Source organism: Aminobacter sp. DSM 101952 (assembly GCF_001424795.1).
In the GTDB taxonomy this organism is placed as follows: Bacteria; Pseudomonadota; Alphaproteobacteria; order Rhizobiales; family Rhizobiaceae; genus Aminobacter; species Aminobacter aganoensis.
This window is the reverse complement of the sequence record NZ_LMCL01000032.1, coordinates 306,879-327,056: the sequence shown is the minus strand read 5'-3', so window position 1 is coordinate 327,056 and position 20,178 is coordinate 306,879. Positions and strand designations below refer to the sequence as shown.

Genomic DNA, 20,178 nt, shown 5'->3' with positions numbered 1-20,178 from the left:
GGAGTTTGAACATGATCGGCAAAATCAGCGTACCTTTCCGCATCCTCGTCATCTTCCTCTATCTGTTCCTGCTGGCGCCCATTCTCGTGGTCCTGCCGCTGTCGTTCAGCAATGACAGCTACCTGACCTTTCCGCCCGAGAGCTGGGGCGTGCGCTGGTATGTTGCGATGTTCCAGCACGCGGGACTGATCAACGCCTTCTGGCTCAGCCTGGGCATCGCATCGGTGGTGACCGCACTGTCGCTTGCGGTGGGCATTCCCGCCGCCTATGCGATCGGCCGGCATGAATTCCGCGGCAAGGAGTTCGCGCTCAGCCTGTTCACGGCCCCGCTTCTCCTGCCGTCCATCGTCCTTGGCCTGGCGATACTGCTGGTCTTCGTGCAGGCAAGGCTGCTCGGCACCGTTACGGGCCTGATCATCGCCCACCTGATCGTGACCACGCCTTATGTGGTCCGGATCGTGATCACCTCGCTGTCGACGCTGCCGCCCTCGGTGGAAGAAGCGGCGACCATGCTCGGCGCCTCGCCTTTGACCGTGTTCCGGCGGATCACGCTGCCCCTGATGGCCCCGGGTATCGTAGCAAGTGCGGCCCTGTCGTTCCTGCTGTCGTTCGACGAGGTTGTGATCTCGCTCTTCATCACCGGTCCGCGACTGACCACGCTGCCTGTCGAGATCTTCAACTATGTCGAAAGCCAGACCGACCCGATGACGGCCGCCATTTCGGTCGTTCTCGTCACGGCCACGCTTGTCATCATCATGCTCATCGAACGCACGCTCGGCCTGTCGAGAACCATCGGCAAGTAGCGCTCTCGTCCGCCGGCGGTTGCCGCCGGCGGGCAATCACCCCCCTTAAGGAATGAAAGTTATGGACAATATCGCGCTCTGGATGTCGCAGCCGCACTATGGCTATCTCGAAATCGCGCGCACATGCGGGGTCAAGTCGCTGGTTCTGGAGCTCGAGCACGGCACGTTCGACCTTGCCTCGCTCGACCAGTTCCTCGCCTACACCAAGGCGATCGGCATGCCGACGCTGACCAAGATCATCGCGCCGAATGCCGAGTCGATCCAGCAGGCACTGGATTTCGGTTCGGACGGGGTGATCGTTCCGCACATACTCGGCGTCGAACATGCACGCGAGGTCACCAGGGCCGCGAAGTATCCGCTGACCGGAACGCGGTCTTACGCGGGAGGCCGGGTCTTCGACTACGCGCGGCCTGCGTCGAACGCCTTCGAATCCGAAAACAGGCGCACCAAGTGCTTTGCGATGATCGAAACGGCGGAAAGCCTCGAAGACGTCGAAAAGATCATCGAGCTCGACACGGTCGATGGTCTTTTCCCGGGGCCGTCCGATCTCGCGCTTGCGCGCGGCCGCGGCGCCTATGCCTTCAACGATGCCGACCGTGCCGACCTGATACGCGTAGCGGCGGCAGCACGCAGCGCAGGCAAGAGCTGGGTGATGCCGGCCTGGACGTCCGCCGAACGCCAGTTCGCGCTCGACGAAGGGGCCGAACTGCTCGTCGTCGCCACCCAGACCATGACGCTGCGCGCCGGCATCATGGCGACCATCCATACGCTCAGGGACGAGAGGATCGTCGCCTGAACATCCGACAATCCGAACAGGGAGAACTATCTTGAAAATCAGTCTCATTCAGACCAACCCGCAGAAGGATCGCGACGAAAACCTGCGCGTCATCGGTGACATGATGCTCGACGCCGTGAGAACCGACAGGCCCGACCTCATCGTCCTGCCGGAGTATTTCGAATATTACGGCGGAAGCATCGAGGAGAAGCTCGCGGCGGCGGAAGCCGCGCCAGGCGGGGCGGCATACAGCATGGCCAGTGCCTTCGCCCGGGAACACGGCGTCTATGTGCATGCCGGAACGATCATGGAGAAGGTCGAGGGCGAGGACCGGATTTACAACACCAGCTTCGTCTTCGATCGCGAAGGCAAGCAGGTCGCTGCCTATCGCAAGATCCACATGTTCGACATCGTCGCGCCCGATGGCACGGCATACAAGGAGTCCGCTTCGGTGAAGCCGGGCGAGGACATCGTCACCTACGAGATCGACGGGCTGAAGGTCGGCTGCGCCATCTGCTACGATATCCGCTTCTTCGAACTCTTCCTGCAACTTGAAAAGGCCGGTTGCGACATCATCATCCTTCCCGCGGCGTTCACGCTGCAGACCGGCAAGGACCACTGGGAGGTGCTGGCGCGCGTGCGCGCCATCGAAACCCAGACCTATTTCGTCGCATGCGGTCAGACGGGTGCAACGGTCTTCGGCAATGAAAAGCGTCATTGCTGGGGCCACTCGCTGGTTTGCGACCCATGGGGCCACGTCGTCGCGAAGGCATCCGATGGGGTGGGCTTCGTCACCGCCCGTATCGATCCGGCGCAGATTAAGCGTGCCCGCACTCTGATCCCGATGACCCAGCATCGCCGTCTCGCTTGCGCATAAGAAAGGCTTCACCAATGTACATTCTCAAGGATATGCCCGAGCAGGTGCCGCAGGCCGATCTCGATCTGCTTTCCAACGTCGAGACGGCGACCGTCGGTCACTGGCGGCTGTTCGGCTTCATGGACCGGGGCATACAGCCGCTTCTTCCGAAGCGGCGGGTCGTCGGCACGGCCGTGACGCTCGCCATCGCAGGCTCGGACTCGACGCTTCTTCATCACGCGACAGGGATGCTGCGCCCAGGCGACATCCTGGTGGTCGATCGGCTTGGCGACGACAAATATGCCTGTTGGGGCGGCGGGGTTACCGTTGCCGCGAAAGCGGCAGGTGCCGTTGCCGGCATTGTCGACGGGCCATGCACGGACCTGACCGAGATCGAGGATTCGGATTTTCCGATGTGGTCTCGCGGGCTTTCGCCGATCACCACGCGCCTCTATGACCTCGGTGGAGGGCTGAACATTCCGGTGTCATGCGGCGGTGCGGTGGTCATGCCTGGCGACGCCATCCTTGCCGACGAAAGTGGGGTGCTGGTCATCCCGCGCAACGAGGTACGGGCCGTTGCCGAAAAGGCGCTGGGGATGCAGGAAACCGGCAAGAAGCGCGAGGCGAGCGTGCGCGACAAGGTGCAGAAGCTCGGCGAGATGTCGGGAGCCAGCGCGAAAGTCCTTGCAAAGGCAGGCGCCTGACATTCCAGGGTTGCATTCGAAACCAATTGGCGGCGAAGCACTCCGGTTTGGCCGCCAAAAATGGTGTTCGAGCGCGAATATCCAATGGCTTTGATTGCCTCGCCGCAGCCTGGCGCTAGAATGCGGACTTGACTGCGAAACGGCAGCCCGTGCTGTCTCAGATGCTTCGCCGAAATCAGCCGAGGTCGACAATGAGGGCATTCTGGAGCTTGCAGAGCCAGTGAACATCCGTTTCCTGGAGACCGTCATCTGGTTGGCAGAACTGAGAAATTTCCGCATTACCGCCGAGCGGATGAACATGACGCCGGCTGCCATCTCCAACCGCGTCTCGGCCATGGAGCAGGAGCTTGGATTCAAGATTTTCGAGCGGGATGCCCGCGACGTCAAACTGACCGAAGAGGGGGCTCACTTCGTTACCGGCGCTCGCGACATCGTCAGTCGGTACAACGCGCTCTTGCAGGATCTGGGACCGAAAGACGAACTCGAGGGTACGGTGCGGATCGGCGTATTGCCCAGCATGGCGCTGGTCGTGCTGCGCGGCATCATGGAAACGCTGCGCGAACGCTCCCCACGCCTCCGCGTTTCGGTTTCGACGGATTCCTCCTCCATCCTCCTGCAGCGTCTCGAGAACCGCGAACTTGATATCATCCTGGGATTTCCGGGGCCGAACATCTCGAAGATGAACGTGTCCGATCTTTGCGATCTCAGCATGTACTGGGTGTCGTCCCCCGCCTTGCTGGAAGGCGCGCCAAATCAGCCGATCGGCCGCGCCGACCTGCTGCGCTATCCGATCATTTCCTATGAGAGAGGAACCTACAATCACGGCAAGCTGCTCGACTATCTTGGGGGCCACGACGCCCAGAGTGCCGTCCTGCACTACTCCAACTCGCTGTCGACGACGATCAGCATGATCGCGAATGGGTTGGGCATTGCCGTGCTGCCGCCGATCGTCATCCAGAATGAGCTTCGCAGCGGTGTCTTGCGCGTGCTTAACGTGCAGCCGGCCTTTCCGGTCACGCGCTACAGCGTCGTCTATCTCGAAGCCGCATCGTCGCGGCTTTGCTCGCTGATCGCTTCCATTTCCCGGGACGTGGTGGGACATGTCTGCACACTGTATGATCGATCCCTGATCCAGCAGATCGAGGCGTACTGAGTCATGTGGCGCCGGCGGCTTGCCAGCGTGCGGTCGCCGGGTTGCCGAGACGGTGCGATGCCAGCTCAGCCGGTCGAACGCTGAGCCTCCGCGAGGCTGCGCACCGTGCCGGGCACCACGGATATCCCCCGATGCGTCGAGGCAATCGCGGCAAACGTCAGCGCTAGGCTCTGCAGGTTTCCACGCGCTCCATTCAAAGGCTCGCGTCCGTCCTCGATCGCCGACAGAAGCTCGCCCATCGTGCCGGCAAAGCCGTCGTTAAACCAACTGCCCGAAAGCGCGGGCCGCGCCGTGCCTGACGCGGTCGTCAGCTCCATCGCCTGGTTGCCGAGATCCGGGCCGACGCTCGACAGGCTGCCCCCGGTGCCGGAGATGTAGGTCCGGTCCTGCGGACCGAAAGGCGTTGCGCCGTCGAGACAAAGCGAGGCCTGGCCGCCATCGAATTCGACCAGCGCCTGGGCGAGCAGCGGAGGTCTTGCCTCCTGGCCGGCGGCGCGGGCGCGGGTGGCGTAAACCGATGTGGTGCGGTCGCCGACCAGGCTTGCCAGGAAGTCGAACCAGTGGACGCCGAAATCGTAGAGCACGAGGTCGTCGATCGCTTCGAACGGCGTGCCCTTGATCCAGCCGTGGTTCCAGTGGATCGAGACGTGGCAGGAGACGAGGTCGCCGATCTGGCCGGTGCGCACCGCCTCGCGCATCCAGGCGAGATGCGGCGCCCAGCGGCCGTTCTGGTTGACGGCGAGTTTTGCGCCCTTACGGTCGGCGAGGTCGGCGAGGCGTTCGCCGGTGTCGAGATCGAGCACATAGGGCTTCTGCGACAGCACGTGCTTGCCGGCGAGCAGCGCCTTTTCGATCATGCCGGCGCGTTCGGCCGGGTGGGTGGTGATGTCCAAGACCTCAATGTCGTCGCGGGCGAGGACCTCGCCGAGGTCGTCGGTGATTGCTGCGTCGGGGAAGAATTCGTCGCGGCGTTCAGCCGCCTTCGCCAGGGTGCGATTGCAAATGACGGCGACGTCGAAGCCGGCGTTGCGATAGGCGTCGAGATGGGCGAACGAAATGCCGCCGGCGCCGACGAGCGCGATGCGCGGGGCATAGGCTTTTGGACGCGGCGGGAGATAGGCGAGGTCAGGTGCTGCGACCAGCCGGGTCTCGGCGGACTTCAGCGCATAGGCCTCTTCGCTCGGCGTGTCGCTCATGGCAGCAGCTCGACAGTGCGCTTGAGCTCGGCGGAAAGGGCAGCATTGTCAGTGATCTGCTGGCCGATGCGCGACATCTCCGGCGAGAGCGGACCCGTGATGGGCAGGCCCTTTGCCAGGCAATCCAGTACATATTCGACCGGGGCGCGGCGGCCGACGGGTAGGGCATCGACCGGGACCGGGTAGGCTTCGGGGTGGGCGCGGGTCTGCACCGTGACATGCGGTTCGTAGTCGTAGCTCGAAATCGTGCCGTCGGTGCCCAGGATGACGAAACCGCATTTGGGCTGCGGCTGCAGCGTCCAGGGATCGGTGAAGGTGCCCCAGCGCGTTTCGAATTTGGACAGGCCGCTTTTGTAGCGGCAGACGGTGATCGAATGCTGGTCGACCTCGATGCCAGGCGTCTGGTCGATGACGGAGGTGACTTCCAGCGGCTTCTCGCCGTTGCGGAACCAGGTCGCCAGCGTCACGCCATAGCCGAGATAATCGCGCAGGCTGCCGCCGCCCGAGGCCTTCTTGTACCACCAGGACGTGGGTTTTGCCGCCTCGACCTGTTCCGGCGTCACTTCGACCTTGTCGGCGAGGTGGTAGAGCGGGCCGCGGTTGCCGTCGTAATAGTGGACCTCGATGACCTCGCCGATGGCGCCTTCGTCGATCAGGCGTTTCGCCGTGTTGTGGCTCGGGTACCAGGCGAGAGGCCAGTTGATCGCCATCTGGCGGCCGGTCGGCTTCATCGCCGCGATCATGCGGTCAGCGTCGGCGAGCGAGGATGCGAAGGGCTTCTCGACCAGCACATGCACCTTGTGGCGGGCGACACGCTCGACATGGTCGGCATGCTCGGCGGTCGCGGCGCAGATGATCGCCAGGTCCGGCCTTGTCGCTTCGATACAGACGTCCAGATCGGTGAAGACGCGGTCCGCGGGAATGGAAAAATTGGCGATCGCCGCGGCCATGCGCTCGGGGTTGCTGTCATAGATGCCGGCGATCTCGGCATCGGGATGCTGGTGCACCTCGCGCAACAGGTCGCCCATGTGCATGTGGTCGAAATTGATGCCGGCAACGCGCCATCTGGCCATTTTTCCCTCCCTGTTTTCTGCGGTCTTCTCCGAGACCTGACCTAGACCAGCGGCGTCTTTTCCATCTCGGCCAGAAACCGATCCTGCTCCGCCGCGTCCATGCGGACAAGGTGGCTGGCCGCAGGGTAGGAGCCGCTCGCAACATCGGCGGAATACTCACGGAAGGCGGCGATGCGCTCCTGCTGCAGGCGCTGGTACTGCGAGTGAAAGTCGCGATAGACCTTGGAATGGCGCGGGTAGTGGCCGTCGTGCACGCCGAGCACGTCGGTGGCGAACAGGTACTGCGCATCACATCCCGCACCTGCGCCCATCGAGATCATCAGCAGGTTGGTGCGTTTCGAAATCGCCTCGGCCACGGCCGGCGGCACGACCTCGATCTCGGCGGCAAAGGCGCCGGCATCTTCCAGCGCCTTCGTCTGCTGCCAGACCATCATTGCCGAATCGCAGGTCTTGCCGACGGCCTTGAAACCGCCGGTCCAGGTGCGGCGCGACGGGATCAACCCGACATGGCCGACGACGGGGATGCCCTCGTCGCGCAGGCGGCGGACAATGCCAAGGCTGGCGCCGCAATAGACGGCGTTGGCGCCCAGCTTGAGCAAGCGGAAGGCGATGCGAAGATAGTCTTCCTCGGTGATGTAGGCGCCGGGCTCGAGGCCGCCGACGACGAAGGGATTGGGGCAGACGGTGCGGAAGCCTTCGAGCGACAGCACCTCGGGCGGCACCGACAGCATGTCGATGCCGGCAGCGTTGGCGGCCGACGCCTCGTCGAGCGACTCGACCCTGAGCTTGGTAAGCTGGCGCTTGCCCTTGAGCGCGAGCAGGTCGGCGACGGTTGGCTGGGAGGATTGCATGTTCATCTCTTGGCTGGCGATCGGGTGGCTGGAGATCGGGCTTGCTTGGGCGATCAGGCGAGGCGGATCAGCACGCGGCCGGCCTCGACCTTGACCGGATAGGTGGCGATGTCGACGCAGACGGGTGCGCCCTTGGCCTTGCCCGTGGTGAAGTCGAAGCGGCCATTGTGCTTGGGGCATTCGATGATGGTGCCCATCACCAGCCCGCCGGAGAGATGTACCTTCTCATGCGTGCACAGGCCGTCGGTGGCGAAGAAGCGGTCGTCCTCGGTGCGGTAGAGGGCGAAGGTGCGGCCTTCGTGATCGAAGCGGATCACGTCGTCCTGGTCGATGTCGTCCGTATCGCAGGCGTCGAACCATTGTTCGGGCATGGTAGTCTCCGACGGCCTATTCGGCCGGGTTGATGATGGCGCCGTGGTTGTAGGGCACCGGCGTCTTGCCGTCGGGCAGATGCCTGACGGCGTGATAGGCGGGTTCGCGCAGCTGGCGCAGGATGGTCGGGATGATCTCGCGATAGGCGGCGATGGTGCTGGGATAGGGCTCGGGGCAGTCGTCCTTGATCGCCTGATGCAGCCTCGGCAGCGCGTGATAGGGCACCATGGGGAACATGTGGTGCTCCACATGGTAATTCATGTTCCAGTACAGGAACCGGAACAGCGGGTTCATGTAGATGGTGCGGGTGTTGAGGCGGTGGTCGAGCACGTCCTCGGCCAGGCCTGCGTGCTGGGTCAGGCCGAAATAGATGGTCATGAAGCCGCCGTAGAGGCTGGGCAGGCCGACCAGCATGGCGGGCAGGATGCTGCCCATCCAGAAACAGGCGGCAACGACGGCGGCAAAGATCGCGAGATAGATGCGCGCCACGACATAGACCTTCCAGCGCTCCATCTCGGGAATGAAGGTGGCCTCATCAGGCTTCAGCCGGCCGGCGGCGTGGATGAACAGCGACTTCAGCGTCGTCACGCTGCTCTTCAGGGCGAAGATGTTGAGCAACAGGGCTGCGACGTCGGGCGGACGGGGCACGGCGATCTCGGGGTCGCGGCCGACGATGATGGTATCGGTGTGATGGCGGGTGTGGCTCCAGCGCCAGACCGTCGGCTCGCGCAGGATCATGAAGCTGGCGACGTAATAGAGCACGTCATTCATCCAGCGCGTCTTGAAGGCGGTCCCGTGGCCGGCCTCGTGCCAGCGGCTGTCGCTCGACGAGCCGTAGAGCACGCCATAAACGAGGAAGAAGGGGACGGCCCACAAACTGCCCCAGAAATAGATGCCGCCGGCGGCGGAGAGGACGAGCGCTGCTATCCAGATGGCGGTGTCGCGCAGGGCAGGTCCGTCGCTGCGCTTCATCAGTTCCTTCAGCTGCTTGCGCTCAATGGGGCAGGAATACCATTCGGCGGCGGCGATGCCGTTGGCCTCGGCGAGCGCGGCGTCGCGGCCGATCAGGCTGTAGTCTCTCGGTGTCGGCGTCATGGGCAGGGCATTTCAGGTTGCAAGCATCATAATGATGTTTCATTTTGATGCTATCGGGAGGAATTGCACGGCGTCAAGCCTTGGTGCAGGCAAATGCCAGTCGGGTCAGGTGAGGAACCCACGCTTATGCACTCAATTCGACGCCTTTCATGCAAAAAGCATCATTTTGATATCATCGTGGCGTTGACCGGCCGAAATGGCCGCCATAGTTTGCGCCTGTTGCAATGCCGGTGAGGGGTTCCGTGGCCAGTTCGCGACCGAAGATGGATGAAATCGCGCGGCTGGCCGGCGTCTCGAAGGCGACCGTCGACCGGGTGATGAACAATCGTGCCGGGGTGCAGGACCACACCCGCAAGCATGTGATGGCGATTGCCGCCAACCTGGCCGGCGAGCCGGTGCCATCGGCGTCCGATACGGTTTGCCTCGATTTCGTGCTGCCCGGCGGCAGCAATGCGTTCATGGCCGATCTGGTCAGCCAGATCGAGCGGCGGGCGGAACTGCGTGGCGATGTCGACGTCGTCATCCATCGTGTCGCCGGCGTCGACCCGGAGCAGACGGCAGCCGCGCTGGGCGGGCTGCGGGCCAATTGCCAGGGCGTCGGGCTGATCGGGCTGGACAGTCCGTCTGTGCGCGAGGCGGTGCGGCGGCTGATTGCGTCAGGCGTTCCCGTGCTGACGCTGGTGTCCGACATCAGCCATGTCGGGCGGATGAACTATGTCGGCATCGACAACCGCGCGGCGGGCCGCCTGGCCGGCTACCTGATCGGCCGCTTCCTGCCCGGCGCTTCCGGCAAGGTGGCGCTGCTGGCCGGTGCACTTGCCTATCGCGGCCACGAGGAGCGCGAGATGGGCTTTCGCCACGTGCTGTCGGAGAGCTTTCCGAAGCTCGACGTGGTGGCCGTGCGCGAGGTGCACGAGGACCCCGACAGGGCGCATGACGAGGTGCGGGCGCTGCTTGCGGAGCACGACGACCTGCTTGCCATCTACTGCATCGGCGCCGGCCAGGACGGCGTGGCGCGGGCGCTGACGGAGACGGGTCGCGACAAATCGGTGATCTTCATCGGCCATGACCTGACCGACCAGACACGGCAATATCTGCTGAGCGGCGTGATGGATGCGGCGATCGACCAGAATGCCCAGGTCGAGGCGCGCGAGGCGATCGACCGGCTGGTGCGGGCGGTGCGCGACGAGCCGAACATTCCGACGACGACCATCCGCATCCAGTCGGTGTTCCGGGAGAACATCCCGAGCGAAGTCTGAGCGCAAGACGCCGATCGGGGCGCAATCTCAAGGCCATAGGATTTTCCAGATGGACATGATCTCGGCCGCGGGCATTTCGGTTCGCTTCAACCGCGAGGGCGGGGTGGTCGACGACGTGGCGATCGAGGCTGGCGGCCGGACGATCCGGCCGCTGCATCGCGCGCCCTGGCTGGAGAGCGGCGAGACGCTGCCCGACAGCGTGGCGCCGGTGGAAAGGCGGTTGGCCGGCGATTTCTTCTGCGCGCCTTTTGCCCAAAGCGAAGCAGGCGTGCCGATCCATGGCTGGCCGGCCAATGGCGACTGGGAAGGCGGCGAACAGGCGGCCACGGGCGGCGGTGGCGTCAGCGCGATCTACAGGCTGAAGCAGCAGGTCGCGGGCGCCCGGCTCGAAAAAACGATTGCCCTTAGGGCGGGCGAGCCGGTGGTCTACCAGACCCATGTCTTCACGGGCGGGACGAGCAGGCTGCCGATCGCGCATCATGCGATGATCCGGGTGCCCGGTGGAGCGCGTCTCAGCTTTTCGCCGAAGACCGGTGGGCGGACCACGGCTGCCCCGCCCGAGACGGACCCCGCGCGCGGGCGCTCGATCCTGGCCTATCCGCAATCCATCGCGGATCTCGCTGCCGTCCGCCGCAAGGACGGGGCGATGGTCGATGTCAGTCGTTATCCGTTCGACCGCGGACATGAGGACATCGTGGTGCTGTCGGAGCAGCCGGGGCGCACCGTCGGCTGGTCGGCGGCACTGGCCGACGCCGACGGGTTCCTGTTCTTTGCGCTGAAGGATGCCTTGGTGCTGCCGCAGACTGTGCTGTGGATGAGCAATGGCGGGCGCAGCTATGCACCCTGGAACAGCCGTCATATCGCGGTGCTGGGCATCGAGGAAGCCGCAACCGGCATCCACCTGCTGTCGGGCGAAGACATGCCTGACGGTGTCGCCACCGACCTCCAACTCGGTGCCGGACGCACGGCGATTCGCTATGCCTTCGGTGCCGTCGTGCCGCCCAAGGGCTGGAGCGAGGTCGCCGACATCGCGATCTCAGGCGATGCACTGATCCTCGAAGATCGCAGCGGCGAGCGCCTGTCACTGCCATTCGATGGCGGCTTCTTCGCCGGCTGAACCCCATCATTCGATCCTATTCGGCGATGACCGTGCCTCAAAATGAGGCGTGATTGCGCATTCGCGCGCGGTTTGCCTGGGCGCAAGTGGGGTTTCTCGCCGCTCGTCGCCAATTCGCGGGACCGGTGGGATTCGCGCTTGACTCGCATCTGCCGTTACGCCACTTTTCGAGCATCAAAATGATCCTGAAAAAACATCATTTTGAGCATTCGCCGTGCGGGAGGATTTGTACGGTGATTGGAGGGCCAATCCATCGACGATAGCGCGCGCGCCCGGTTGCCGGGCGTCGGCCTGCTTACGCCGGATTGAAAAGCGGAGCGGGGGCATCCCGCCCGGATGAGGAGGAGAACAACCGTGCTGAAAAGGACTATAGCTATCGTTTCGGCGGCCCTGGTGGCGACCAGCCTGGGGCTGGCCACGACCGCCTATGCGCAGGCCAAGAAGACGTATTACTGGGTGTCGCATGGCTCGCCGGCCGATCCGGTTTGGACCTATTTCCTGGCTGGCGCCAAGCAATGGGCCGACGACACCGGCAACACCGTCAACACGTCGTTCCACAATGGCGACGTGCCGGCGCACCAGGAGGCCATTCGCGCCGCCATCGCGGCCAAGGCATCCGGCATCGTGACCTCGAGCCCGGATCCGGGCAGCCTGGTCAAGGTGGCCGAGGAGGCCCGCGCCGCGGGCATTCCGATCATCAACATGAACACGCCCGACCCGACCGCCAACTTCAACGCCTATGTCGGAGGCAACAACGTCGCCTTCGGCAAGGGCTGGGCGCAGTACTTGGTCGACAAGAAGCTGGTGAAGGAAGGCGATTTCGTCTGGATGCCGGTCGAGGTTCCCGGCGCCACCTACGGCGTGCAGGAAGAAGAAGGCATCGCCAGCGTCTTCAAGCCGCTCAACATCACCTGGGAAGTCACCGACGCGACGCTCGACCAGGCGGAGATCATCACCCGCATGGCCGACTACCTGACCGCCAACAAGGCCAAGGTGAAGGCGATCATCGGCCTCGGCGACCTCGTCACCGGCTCGATCAAGCGCGTCTTCGACCAGGCCGGCGTCAAGCCGGGTGAAATCCCGGTCGTCGGCTGGGGCAATTCGCGCGACACCACCCAGGAGGTGCTGGAAGGCTATGTCAACGCCGCCCAGTGGCAGGACCCGCAGGCGACCAGCTACATGGCGCTGTCGATGGCGGCGATGGCCGCCAGCAAGATCCCGCCCGGCTTCGACATCATCGTCGGCTCGCTCTATGAAAAAGACCGGGCGCAGCTCTACGACGACATTCTGGCCGGCAAATAAGCCTGCCAAAGCCTCGGCCCGGACATCCCGGGCCGGGGAGCCTCCGCCGGCACCGCTCGATCTTCGATGCAATGGCATCGCTGCCGGTTCGGTTTCATGCTGCCTAATGGGTGCGCATCCAGCACCGTCGCAGCGTGGCCACCCACTGACGACCAACGTCTCTCACGGATCAGTCATGGACAATCGATCACTCGTGCAGCGCTTCATCGCGAAGCCTGAATTCGGACCATTGGTCCTGCTCATCCTGGAAATCGCGATCTTCTGGTCGATCAATCCGGACTTCCTGTCGCCGCTGAACATTTCCAACACGCTTGCCTTCACGGTCGAACTCGGCCTCATCGCGCTGGCCATGACGCTGTTGATGACCTCGGGCGAATTCGACCTGTCGGTCGGCTCGGTGTTCGGGCTGTCGGCGGTGGTGATGTGGACGGTGTTCAACACCGGCCTTGCGCCGCTGCCGCTGGCCTTCCTGATCGCCATCGGTCTTGCCATGTTGATCGGCTTCGTCAACGGCTGGTTCGTCACCCGGCTCGCCATCCCGTCGTTCCTGGTGACGCTCGGCATGCTTTTGATCGCGCGCGGCTCGGCGCTCTACATCACCGACGGATTTCCGCAGCGGACCTGGAACGCCGAGGATCAATGGCTGGCGCAGCTTCTGGTCGGCGACTTCTACGTCGGCGGCTTCCGCGTCTACATGTCCCTGCTGTGGTTTGCCCTGTTTGCCTTTCTTGCGCATTATCTGCTGACCCAGACCAAGGCCGGCAACTGGATCCAGGCCTCGGGCGGCAACCCCAACGCGGCGCGGGCGCGCGGCGTCAACGTCCGGCGCACCAAGGTGGCGCTGTTCATGCTGTCGTCGGCGATGGCGGCATTTGCCGGCATCATCAGCTCGATCCGCACCTCGGCCGCCAACCCCAACAGCGGCACCGGCTACGAGCTCGAGATCATCGCCATGGTGGTCATCGGCGGCACGGTGCTGACGGGCGGACGCGGCACGATCATCGGCACGGTGCTCGGCATCTTCATCCTTCGCATCATGCGCAATGGCATCGTCATGGTCGGCGTGCCCGGCCTTGCCTACAACATCTTCATCGGCGCGATCATCCTCGGCATGATGGCGCTGCATTCCTGGCTCGAACGCCGTCACAATGCGGGGACCTGAGCGATGACCCAAGAACTCGTCCGGATGCAGAACATCAACAAGTTCTACGGCCGCATCCATGCGCTTCGCGACGTGTCGCTGACGGTCAACACGCATGAGGTGGTGGGCCTGCTCGGCGACAACGGGGCTGGCAAGTCGACGCTGATCAAGGTGCTGTCGGGGGCAGTGCCGATGACCAGCGGCGAGATTTTCGTCAAGGGCAAGGAGGTGCAGATGAGAAGCACCACCGACGCCATCGAAAACGGCATCGAGACCATCTACCAGGATTCGGCGCTGGTGCCGCAGCTGTCGATCGCGCGCAACCTGTTTCTCGGCCGCGAACCGGTCAAGGGGCCGGCGCTGTTCAACCGGCTCGACCACGAGATGATGAACGAAGTGGCTGGCACGCTGCTCAAGCGCGTCGGCATCACCAAGAACATACCGCCGACCACACCGATCGGGGCGCTGTCGGGCGGCGAACGCCAGGCGGTGGCGATCGCGCGCGCCATGCATTTCGACAGCAACCTGATTATCCTCGACGAGCCGACCAACAATCTCGGCGTCGCCGAGACGCAAGGGGTGTTGCGCTTCGTGCGCGAGGTGCGCGACAGCGGCCATTCCTGCATCTTCATCGCCCACAATATCCACCATGTCTTCCAGGTGGTGGACCGGATCGTCGTGATGCGCGGCGGGCAGGTGGTGGCCGACAACATCGATCCCAAGCGGTCGACCATCGAGGAGGTCGAGCGGGTGATCACCGGCGAGCACCTGATCGAGGCGCTGGGCCTCGACCACGGCTAGGCAGCGGAGAAAAGCATGTCGGATCGATCCAGGCCGCTCGTGCTCAGCGCTCCCAGGCCGCGCACGCTGGAACTGATCCTTGCGCCCGGGGCCTTGGCCAGGCTGCGAGCCGAGAACGAGGTGATCGAGGTCGAGCCCGAGGAGATTGCCGCGCTTGCCCCCGACATTCTCGGGCGCGTGCGCTACCTCATCGGCCAGCCGGCCTTGTCGCTCCAGACGCTGGAGGCGATGGTCTCGCTGCGCTGCATCTTCAATGTCGAGGGCAACCTGCTCGACAACATGCCCTACGAGCATCTTTTCGGGCGCGGCGTTCATGTGGTGACGACCAGCCAGGTGTTCGCCGAGCCGGTGGCCGAGATCGGGCTCGCCCTGGCGCTCGACCTTGCCCGCGGCATCACCGACGCGGACCTCGCGTTCCGCGAGGGGCGCGAGCTCTGGGGCGCCGAGGGCAATGGATCGGCGCGGCTGCTGTCCGGCGCCGACATCGGCTTCATCGGCTTCGGCGATCTCGGCAAGGCGCTGAACCGGCTGCTTGCAGGCTTCCGCGCCCGCGCCAAAGCCTTCGACCCGTGGCTGCCGCCATCGGTGCTCCGGGAGAGCGGTGTCGAACCAGCGACGCTCGATGAGGTGCTTTCGGGTAGCGACGTCGTCTTCGTGGTGGCCTCGGTGACCAGCGAAAACCAGGGTTTTCTCGACGCGGGCTCCTTCGCCCGCATGCGCCAAGGCGCGGCCCTGATCCTGCTCAGCCGCGCCGGCGTCGTCGATTTCCCCGACTTGATCGACGCCGTGCGCAGCGGCCACATCGTGGCTGCCAGCGACGTGTTCCCGGAAGAGCCGCTGGCGCTGGATCATCCGGTGCGCAGACTGCCCGGCTTCCTGCGCTCGGCCCACCGGGCCGGCGCGCTCGACATTGCCTTCAAGCGCATGGGCGACATGGTGCTGGAGGACATGGCCCTGATGGACCGCGGCCTTCCGCCGATGCGCTGCAAGCGGGCCGAACGCGAGACCGTGTCGCGCATGCGCTCGAAACCGGTCGAGCGGAACTAGATGTTCGATACATCTGCAGTGTCGCGGGCGCTGGCGGACAAGTCGTTCTGGCATTGGGTTGCATGCCTTGAGGAGAACTCAAGAGAAAATCCACCCGTCTTCTTGGCCGGCAGATGAACGACTTTCACTCCATTGCTAGTCCTGTAAATCACCCTTGACTTTGACATGCCCACGAATAGGGTGCGCGCGTCATGGTCTTCCGCCGACGAGGTGGAAGCTAAGAGGGAATCCGGTGTGAAACCGGAGCTGACCCGCAACTGTAAGCGGTGAGCCGTTCGCCCAAATGTCACTGGCAATATTGCCGGGAAGACGGGCGGCATGGGCTGCGATCCGTGAGCCAGGAGACCTGCCTGACAGAGTGAGATTCCGTGGTCGGGGTGTGCCACAGGAGTGACGGTTCCATTTCGAAGGCCCTGTTGCGGCTTTCGTCGGGCCCGCATTTCCGCACCTCGTCCCCGGCAGGCAGAGGTTGGCGCGGCGATGTCGGGAAGATCGGTTTCCCCATGTTCGAAGAGCTTCGGCGGGCGCCTTTGGCGTCGTCCGGCGTGCTGCGCCTGTTTGCCTGTGTCGTCTGACCGAGGCCTGCCCGGACATGTGCAGGCCTCGGCACGCCCCGCACCGCATTTGCGCATGGAGACATCATGAAAATCACTCAGCTAGCCCTGTGGCTCGGACTTGCCCTGGCTTCGGCCATCGGCTTGGCACCGGCGGCCGCCGAAACCTTCACCGACGATGCCGGCCGCAAGGTCGAGCTGGAACTGCCGATCAAGCGGGCGGTGATCTTCAACCGCTATGCGGTTGAGTTCGCCCGTGCCATCGGGGCCATAGACAAGGTCGTCGGCGTCGATGCGAGCACGATGCGGGACCCGACCTACTGGCCGCAGTTCAAGGACAGCGACATCGTCGGCCAGGGCCAGACCCAGCCCAACTACGAAGCGATCGTGGCGCTCAAGCCCGACGTGGTGATCATCCCGCGCAATGGCGTCTACGAGGAGGCGGCGCGACAGCTCGAAGCCTTCGGCATTCCGGTTCTGGTCGTCACCGCCTGGGACACGCTTCAGCACGTCGAGAACGTGACGCTGTTCGGCAAGCTGTTCGACAGCACGGAAAAGGCCGATGCGCTCAACGCCTATTACACCCGCTACATGGACCTGCTGGCCGAGCGCCTGAAGGACGTCGAGCGCAAGAAGGTGTACCTCGAAGAGGTGCGCGACCTGGTGACGGTTACGCCGGGTTCGGGCTGGCACGACATGATCGAGGCCGGCGGCGGCATCAACGTCTTCGGCGACATCGACATCAAGAAGCAGCCCTCCTCGCGCGGCAACGAGAACAGCTTCACCGTCGATCCCGAGGAGATCATCGCGCGTAAGCCGGATCTGGTGATCAAGCTGCAGCCCGGCTCCTACCAGACGATCCCGGAAGCGAAGTTCGCCGACAGCTGGAAGGCGATCGTCGCACGCGAGGAAATTTCGGGCGCGCCGGTCGGTGCGGGGGGCAATGTGCGCTTGATCAACTACTATCTGGCAGGCGGCTCGTCCAAGGTGACGGGCGCGCTGCAGGTCGCCAAGTGGCTCTATCCCGACCGCTTCGCCGACATCGATCCCGAGGCGGCGATGAAGGAATGGATCGAGATCTACCAAGGCCTGCCGTTCCAGGGCGGCATGACCTACCAGGGTAGCGCCTCCAACTGACGAACCGGCACGCCGCCGCCGGCAAGGCCGCGGCGTGCCTCCCCCAATCCGGAGGCTTCGACCATGGACATCGCAACGACTGCCGGTCTGGCGCGCGGCCATTCTAGCGGCATCGCCAACCGCTACCGGCAGTCTGGCTACTGGCGGCTGGCGATCATTCTGGGTTCACTGCTGGCGCTTGTGGTCGTGGCAGGATCCGTCGCCATCGTCGGCATTGCCGAGACGGGTCTGACGGCGCTGCTGGCGATCGTGGTGGAAAAGGTTTCCTTCGGCTACATCGTAGCCGACGTCGACCCGCAGCAGGCGCGAGTCCTCCTGCACCTTCGCTTGCCGCGCGTGGTGATGGCGATCGTGGCCGGCGGTTCTCTGGCTTTTGCCGGCGTGCTGATGCAGGCGATCACGCGTAACCCGCTGGTCAGCCCCTACACCATCGGCGTGTCCTCGGCCGCTGCCTTCGGCGCTTCGATCGCCATCATGTTCGGCGTCGGCTTCAGTGCCGCCGGGCTGTATTTCGTGCCGTTGACGGCGTTTCTCTTTGCGCTGGGCTGCGCCGTGCTGGTGTTTTCCATGGCTTGGCTGCGCGGGATGGGTGCGCAGACCATGGTGCTGACCGGCATCGCCCTGATGTATTTGTTCAGCGCGATGACGGCCGCCGTGCAGTTCGTCGCCACCCAGGAACAATTGGCCCGTGTCGTGCATTGGACGTTCGGCAGCCTCAACGGCATCGGCTGGGATGCTGTTGCCGTCGCCGGAATGGCCTTGCTGGTGGCCCTACCGCTCGCCCAGTCGAAGGCATGGCAGTTCAATGCGCTGACGAGCGCCGGCGACGATGTTTCACGTTCGCTCGGCATCAATGTCGCGTTGCTGCGCGGTCTCGCCGTCGTCCTGTCGGTGGTGGTGTCGGCTGTGGTGATCAGCTTCACCGGCGTGATCGGTTTCGTCGGGCTGATCGGGCCGCATGTCGCGCGCTTGATGATCGGCAGCGACCATCGTTACCTCATTCCGTTCTCGGCAATCTGCGGCGCCATGCTGCTGCTGCTGGCCGACACTGTCGGGCGCATGGCGTTCAGCCCGACGGTCATCCCGGTGGGCATCGTCGTCGCCTTCGTCGGCGTGCCGCTGTTTCTGCACCTGATCCTGTCGCGCCGCTCGGAGTATTTTTCATGAGCGACTATCTTTCCGTCGACAAGGTCAGCTTCGGCTATGGCAGCCGCCCGGTGCTGCGCGAGGTGTCGGTCGCGTTGAGCAAGGGTCACATCCTTGGCCTCATCGGGCCGAACGGTGCCGGCAAGTCGACGCTGGTCAGGATCGTGCTCGGTCTGTCGTCGCCCTCATCCGGGCGGGTATTGCTCGATGGCAAGGATATCCGCGACCTGACCCCGAAGGCACGCGCGCGGCGGATCGCCTATGTGCCGCAATCCTCGCCGCTCAGCTTCCCGGCTACGGTGTTCGAGACCTGCCTGCTCGGCCGGACGCCGCATATGGGGGCAAGTCCCTCCGCGAATGACCTGGCTGTCGTCGAAGAATTGCTCTGCAGGCTCAGGCTCGAGGATTTTGCCTTTCGCCTGATGTCGGAACTCAGCGGCGGCGAACGCCAGCGCGTGATGCTGGCGCGTGCGCTGGCGCAGGAAACCGACGTGCTGGTGCTCGACGAGCCGACGAGCGCGCTCGACATCGGCAACCAGCTGTTTACGCTTCGCGTGGTGTCGGAGATCGCGCGCGAGCGGGGCGTGACGGCGCTGGTGGCGATACACGACCTGTCGCTTGCCGCGCGCTTTTCCGACAGCCTGCTGCTGCTAGACAAGGGTGTGGTGGTCGGCCATGGTAACTGGCAAAGCACGCTCACCGAAACGACGGTGCGCGACGTTTATGGCGTCAATGTCGAGATCGGGCTGCTGCGCGATATTCCCGTCTTTGCCCCGCACGAGTTGACCTGATGCGGCTGGACATTGCCGGCTTTGCCCGCGGCGGCCGCACCGAAAGCCATGAACATGTCCTGGGCCTGTGCGAACAGGCCGAGCGCATGGGCTTCGACGGCATCTGGTTCAACGAGTTTCACTTTCAGGACCCGCCACAGGCATATCCGTCGACGATGATGCTGGCGTCCGCGATCCTTGCCCGGACGCAGCGATTGCGGGTCGGAACCTCGATCGTGGTGACGCCGCTCTACCATCCATTCCTGCTGGCCGAAGAGGTGGCGCAACTGCACTGGCAGAGCGGCGGCCGGTTCGACCTGGGCATTGGCCGTGGCACGCACCCGGCGACGCTGGCGGCGTTGGGCATCCCCGCTGAAACCACCCGGGATCGCTTCGAACAGTCGTATCGAATCCTGCGCGATGCCTGGGTGACCGGGGCGAGGATCGGAGAGGGGCTGTGCTGGCCGGCGTCGGAGATTTCGGTCGGGCCGCTGCTGGCAGGGGAGAACGTGCCGGTCTATGTCGCCGGAACCTCTCGGGAAACGCTCGGCTTCGCTGCCCGCGAACGACTGCCCCTGCTGCTCAGTCTGGATCCCCCGGAAGGCGCGCAACTGGCCACTTATGGCGCGATCCTTGCGGAGCAGGGACATGACTGCCGATTGCAGGCGTCGTCGCTGTCGCGCTACGTCTGCATCGCACCGACGACGGCGCAAGCGATGGCCAAGCTCGACGACCTGATGCCGCGGCTGTTTCAACGCAGGCTGGCATCGGCACGGGCCGCAGGACGGCCAATCGACCAGATCGTGCTTCAGGACCGACATACTGCGATGGCCCGGCAGGTGATCGCCGGCTCGCCCGAGGACTGCGCCGCACAGCTGGCTTCGCTTGCTTCAAGCACCGGGATTGGCGCCGTCCGGCTGGTTTTCAACGGCAACGGCATCCTCGCCACGCTGCCGGCACTCCGCGACATGGAACTTTTCGCAGGCGAGGTGCTGCCCGTATTGCGAGGCTGAGCGGTGGCCTGGC

Annotated in this window: 20 protein-coding genes and 1 riboswitch; of the genes, 15 read left to right on the top strand and 5 right to left on the bottom strand. The window is 64.3% G+C overall.

Annotated features, from left to right (window positions below; translation table 11 throughout):
- The first annotated feature begins 11 nt into the window (after positions 1-11).
- The 5 genes from ASC75_RS21555 to ASC75_RS21535 all read left to right on the top strand — a co-directional run bounded on the left by ASC75_RS21555 (position 12) and on the right by ASC75_RS21535 (position 4,291).
- Entirely contained in the window at positions 12-803 is a 792-nt protein-coding gene (locus tag ASC75_RS21555) for an ABC transporter permease (protein WP_055980135.1), read from the top strand.
- Positions 804-864: 61 nt separating this feature from the next.
- Complete coding sequence (locus tag ASC75_RS21550) at positions 865-1,599, top strand: aldolase/citrate lyase family protein (RefSeq protein WP_055980133.1); 735 nt, start codon at positions 865-867, stop codon at positions 1,597-1,599.
- A 31-nt stretch (positions 1,600-1,630) separates the two neighbouring features.
- Positions 1,631-2,455, top strand: coding sequence for a carbon-nitrogen hydrolase family protein (locus ASC75_RS21545; protein WP_055980130.1), 825 nt, complete (start codon positions 1,631-1,633; stop codon positions 2,453-2,455).
- A gap of 14 nt (positions 2,456-2,469) precedes the next feature.
- Complete coding sequence (locus tag ASC75_RS21540) at positions 2,470-3,138, top strand: RraA family protein (protein ID WP_055980127.1); 669 nt, start codon at positions 2,470-2,472, stop codon at positions 3,136-3,138.
- Between the two features lie 220 nt (positions 3,139-3,358).
- Complete coding sequence (locus ASC75_RS21535; RefSeq protein WP_082496691.1) at positions 3,359-4,291, top strand: LysR family transcriptional regulator; 933 nt, start codon at positions 3,359-3,361, stop codon at positions 4,289-4,291.
- A 65-nt stretch (positions 4,292-4,356) separates the two neighbouring features.
- Here ASC75_RS21535 and ASC75_RS21530 read toward each other — a convergent pair whose 3' ends face one another.
- The 5 genes from ASC75_RS21530 to ASC75_RS21510 are packed head-to-tail and all read right to left on the bottom strand — an operon-like array spanning position 4,357 to position 8,878.
- A complete protein-coding gene (locus tag ASC75_RS21530; RefSeq protein WP_055980124.1) occupies positions 4,357-5,487 on the bottom strand; it encodes a Gfo/Idh/MocA family oxidoreductase in 1,131 nt (376 codons plus the stop codon).
- The gene (locus tag ASC75_RS21525) at positions 5,484-6,560 is read right to left on the bottom strand and encodes a Gfo/Idh/MocA family oxidoreductase (RefSeq protein WP_055980122.1); all 1,077 of its coding nucleotides are present in this window, start codon (positions 6,558-6,560) and stop codon (positions 5,484-5,486) included. Before ASC75_RS21525 ends, ASC75_RS21530 begins: the two co-directional genes overlap by 4 nt.
- Before the next feature lie 41 nt (positions 6,561-6,601).
- On the bottom strand, positions 6,602-7,411 hold the full coding sequence (locus ASC75_RS21520) for a 3-methyl-2-oxobutanoate hydroxymethyltransferase (protein WP_055980332.1): 810 nt from the start codon (positions 7,409-7,411) through the stop codon (positions 6,602-6,604).
- A gap of 53 nt (positions 7,412-7,464) precedes the next feature.
- Positions 7,465-7,782: a MocE family 2Fe-2S type ferredoxin gene (locus ASC75_RS21515; protein ID WP_055980120.1), complete on the bottom strand. Its 318-nt coding sequence runs from the start codon at positions 7,780-7,782 to the stop codon at positions 7,465-7,467.
- A 16-nt stretch (positions 7,783-7,798) separates the two neighbouring features.
- Entirely contained in the window at positions 7,799-8,878 is a 1,080-nt protein-coding gene (locus tag ASC75_RS21510) for a fatty acid desaturase family protein (protein WP_156381343.1), read from the bottom strand.
- Positions 8,879-9,141: 263 nt separating this feature from the next.
- Here ASC75_RS21510 and ASC75_RS21505 point away from each other — a divergent pair, with 263 nt between their 5' ends.
- The 10 genes from ASC75_RS21505 to ASC75_RS21460 all read left to right on the top strand — a co-directional run bounded on the left by ASC75_RS21505 (position 9,142) and on the right by ASC75_RS21460 (position 20,165).
- Positions 9,142-10,137, top strand: coding sequence for a LacI family DNA-binding transcriptional regulator (locus tag ASC75_RS21505; protein ID WP_055980114.1), 996 nt, complete (start codon positions 9,142-9,144; stop codon positions 10,135-10,137).
- 49 nt (positions 10,138-10,186) lie between these two features.
- Positions 10,187-11,254, top strand: coding sequence for a hypothetical protein (locus ASC75_RS21500; RefSeq protein WP_055980112.1), 1,068 nt, complete (start codon positions 10,187-10,189; stop codon positions 11,252-11,254).
- A 369-nt stretch (positions 11,255-11,623) separates the two neighbouring features.
- Complete coding sequence (locus tag ASC75_RS21495; protein WP_244487906.1) at positions 11,624-12,556, top strand: substrate-binding domain-containing protein; 933 nt, start codon at positions 11,624-11,626, stop codon at positions 12,554-12,556.
- Between the two features lie 175 nt (positions 12,557-12,731).
- Positions 12,732-13,718 (top strand): ABC transporter permease, encoded by a 987-nt coding sequence (locus tag ASC75_RS21490; RefSeq protein WP_055980107.1) that lies wholly within the window; start codon positions 12,732-12,734, stop codon positions 13,716-13,718.
- A gap of 3 nt (positions 13,719-13,721) precedes the next feature.
- Entirely contained in the window at positions 13,722-14,498 is a 777-nt protein-coding gene (locus ASC75_RS21485) for an ATP-binding cassette domain-containing protein (protein WP_055980104.1), read from the top strand.
- 15 nt (positions 14,499-14,513) lie between these two features.
- Positions 14,514-15,545 carry a hydroxyacid dehydrogenase gene (locus ASC75_RS21480; protein WP_055980103.1) on the top strand — a complete coding sequence of 344 codons (1,032 nt, stop codon included), beginning with the start codon at positions 14,514-14,516 and terminating at the stop codon, positions 15,543-15,545.
- Between the two features lie 175 nt (positions 15,546-15,720).
- Positions 15,721-15,914, top strand: a riboswitch (cobalamin riboswitch).
- 272 nt (positions 15,915-16,186) lie between these two features.
- Positions 16,187-17,236 carry an ABC transporter substrate-binding protein gene (locus ASC75_RS21475; protein ID WP_055980100.1) on the top strand — a complete coding sequence of 350 codons (1,050 nt, stop codon included), beginning with the start codon at positions 16,187-16,189 and terminating at the stop codon, positions 17,234-17,236.
- A gap of 63 nt (positions 17,237-17,299) precedes the next feature.
- Positions 17,300-18,403 carry an iron ABC transporter permease gene (locus ASC75_RS21470; protein ID WP_055980097.1) on the top strand — a complete coding sequence of 368 codons (1,104 nt, stop codon included), beginning with the start codon at positions 17,300-17,302 and terminating at the stop codon, positions 18,401-18,403.
- Complete coding sequence (locus ASC75_RS21465) at positions 18,400-19,173, top strand: ABC transporter ATP-binding protein (protein ID WP_055980094.1); 774 nt, start codon at positions 18,400-18,402, stop codon at positions 19,171-19,173. Before ASC75_RS21470 ends, ASC75_RS21465 begins: the two co-directional genes overlap by 4 nt.
- Positions 19,173-20,165 carry an LLM class flavin-dependent oxidoreductase gene (locus ASC75_RS21460; protein WP_055980091.1) on the top strand — a complete coding sequence of 331 codons (993 nt, stop codon included), beginning with the start codon at positions 19,173-19,175 and terminating at the stop codon, positions 20,163-20,165. Before ASC75_RS21465 ends, ASC75_RS21460 begins: the two co-directional genes overlap by 1 nt.
- The last annotated feature ends 13 nt before the right edge of the window (positions 20,166-20,178 follow it).

Coding starts and splice junctions, on each gene's coding strand:
- ASC75_RS21510 (WP_156381343.1), bottom strand. CDS start 8,878: ATGACGCCGACACCGAGAGACTACAGCCTGATCGGCCGCGACGCCGCG.
- ASC75_RS21500 (WP_055980112.1), top strand. CDS start 10,187: ATGGACATGATCTCGGCCGCGGGCATTTCGGTTCGCTTCAACCGCGAG.
- ASC75_RS21470 (WP_055980097.1), top strand. CDS start 17,300: ATGGACATCGCAACGACTGCCGGTCTGGCGCGCGGCCATTCTAGCGGC.
- ASC75_RS21530 (WP_055980124.1), bottom strand. CDS start 5,487: ATGAGCGACACGCCGAGCGAAGAGGCCTATGCGCTGAAGTCCGCCGAG.
- ASC75_RS21480 (WP_055980103.1), top strand. CDS start 14,514: ATGTCGGATCGATCCAGGCCGCTCGTGCTCAGCGCTCCCAGGCCGCGC.
- ASC75_RS21490 (WP_055980107.1), top strand. CDS start 12,732: ATGGACAATCGATCACTCGTGCAGCGCTTCATCGCGAAGCCTGAATTC.
- ASC75_RS21555 (WP_055980135.1), top strand. CDS start 12: ATGATCGGCAAAATCAGCGTACCTTTCCGCATCCTCGTCATCTTCCTC.
- ASC75_RS21460 (WP_055980091.1), top strand. CDS start 19,173: ATGCGGCTGGACATTGCCGGCTTTGCCCGCGGCGGCCGCACCGAAAGC.
- ASC75_RS21475 (WP_055980100.1), top strand. CDS start 16,187: ATGAAAATCACTCAGCTAGCCCTGTGGCTCGGACTTGCCCTGGCTTCG.
- ASC75_RS21505 (WP_055980114.1), top strand. CDS start 9,142: ATGGATGAAATCGCGCGGCTGGCCGGCGTCTCGAAGGCGACCGTCGAC.
- ASC75_RS21540 (WP_055980127.1), top strand. CDS start 2,470: ATGTACATTCTCAAGGATATGCCCGAGCAGGTGCCGCAGGCCGATCTC.
- ASC75_RS21465 (WP_055980094.1), top strand. CDS start 18,400: ATGAGCGACTATCTTTCCGTCGACAAGGTCAGCTTCGGCTATGGCAGC.
- ASC75_RS21515 (WP_055980120.1), bottom strand. CDS start 7,782: ATGCCCGAACAATGGTTCGACGCCTGCGATACGGACGACATCGACCAG.
- ASC75_RS21525 (WP_055980122.1), bottom strand. CDS start 6,560: ATGGCCAGATGGCGCGTTGCCGGCATCAATTTCGACCACATGCACATG.
- ASC75_RS21520 (WP_055980332.1), bottom strand. CDS start 7,411: ATGCAATCCTCCCAGCCAACCGTCGCCGACCTGCTCGCGCTCAAGGGC.
- ASC75_RS21550 (WP_055980133.1), top strand. CDS start 865: ATGGACAATATCGCGCTCTGGATGTCGCAGCCGCACTATGGCTATCTC.
- ASC75_RS21485 (WP_055980104.1), top strand. CDS start 13,722: ATGACCCAAGAACTCGTCCGGATGCAGAACATCAACAAGTTCTACGGC.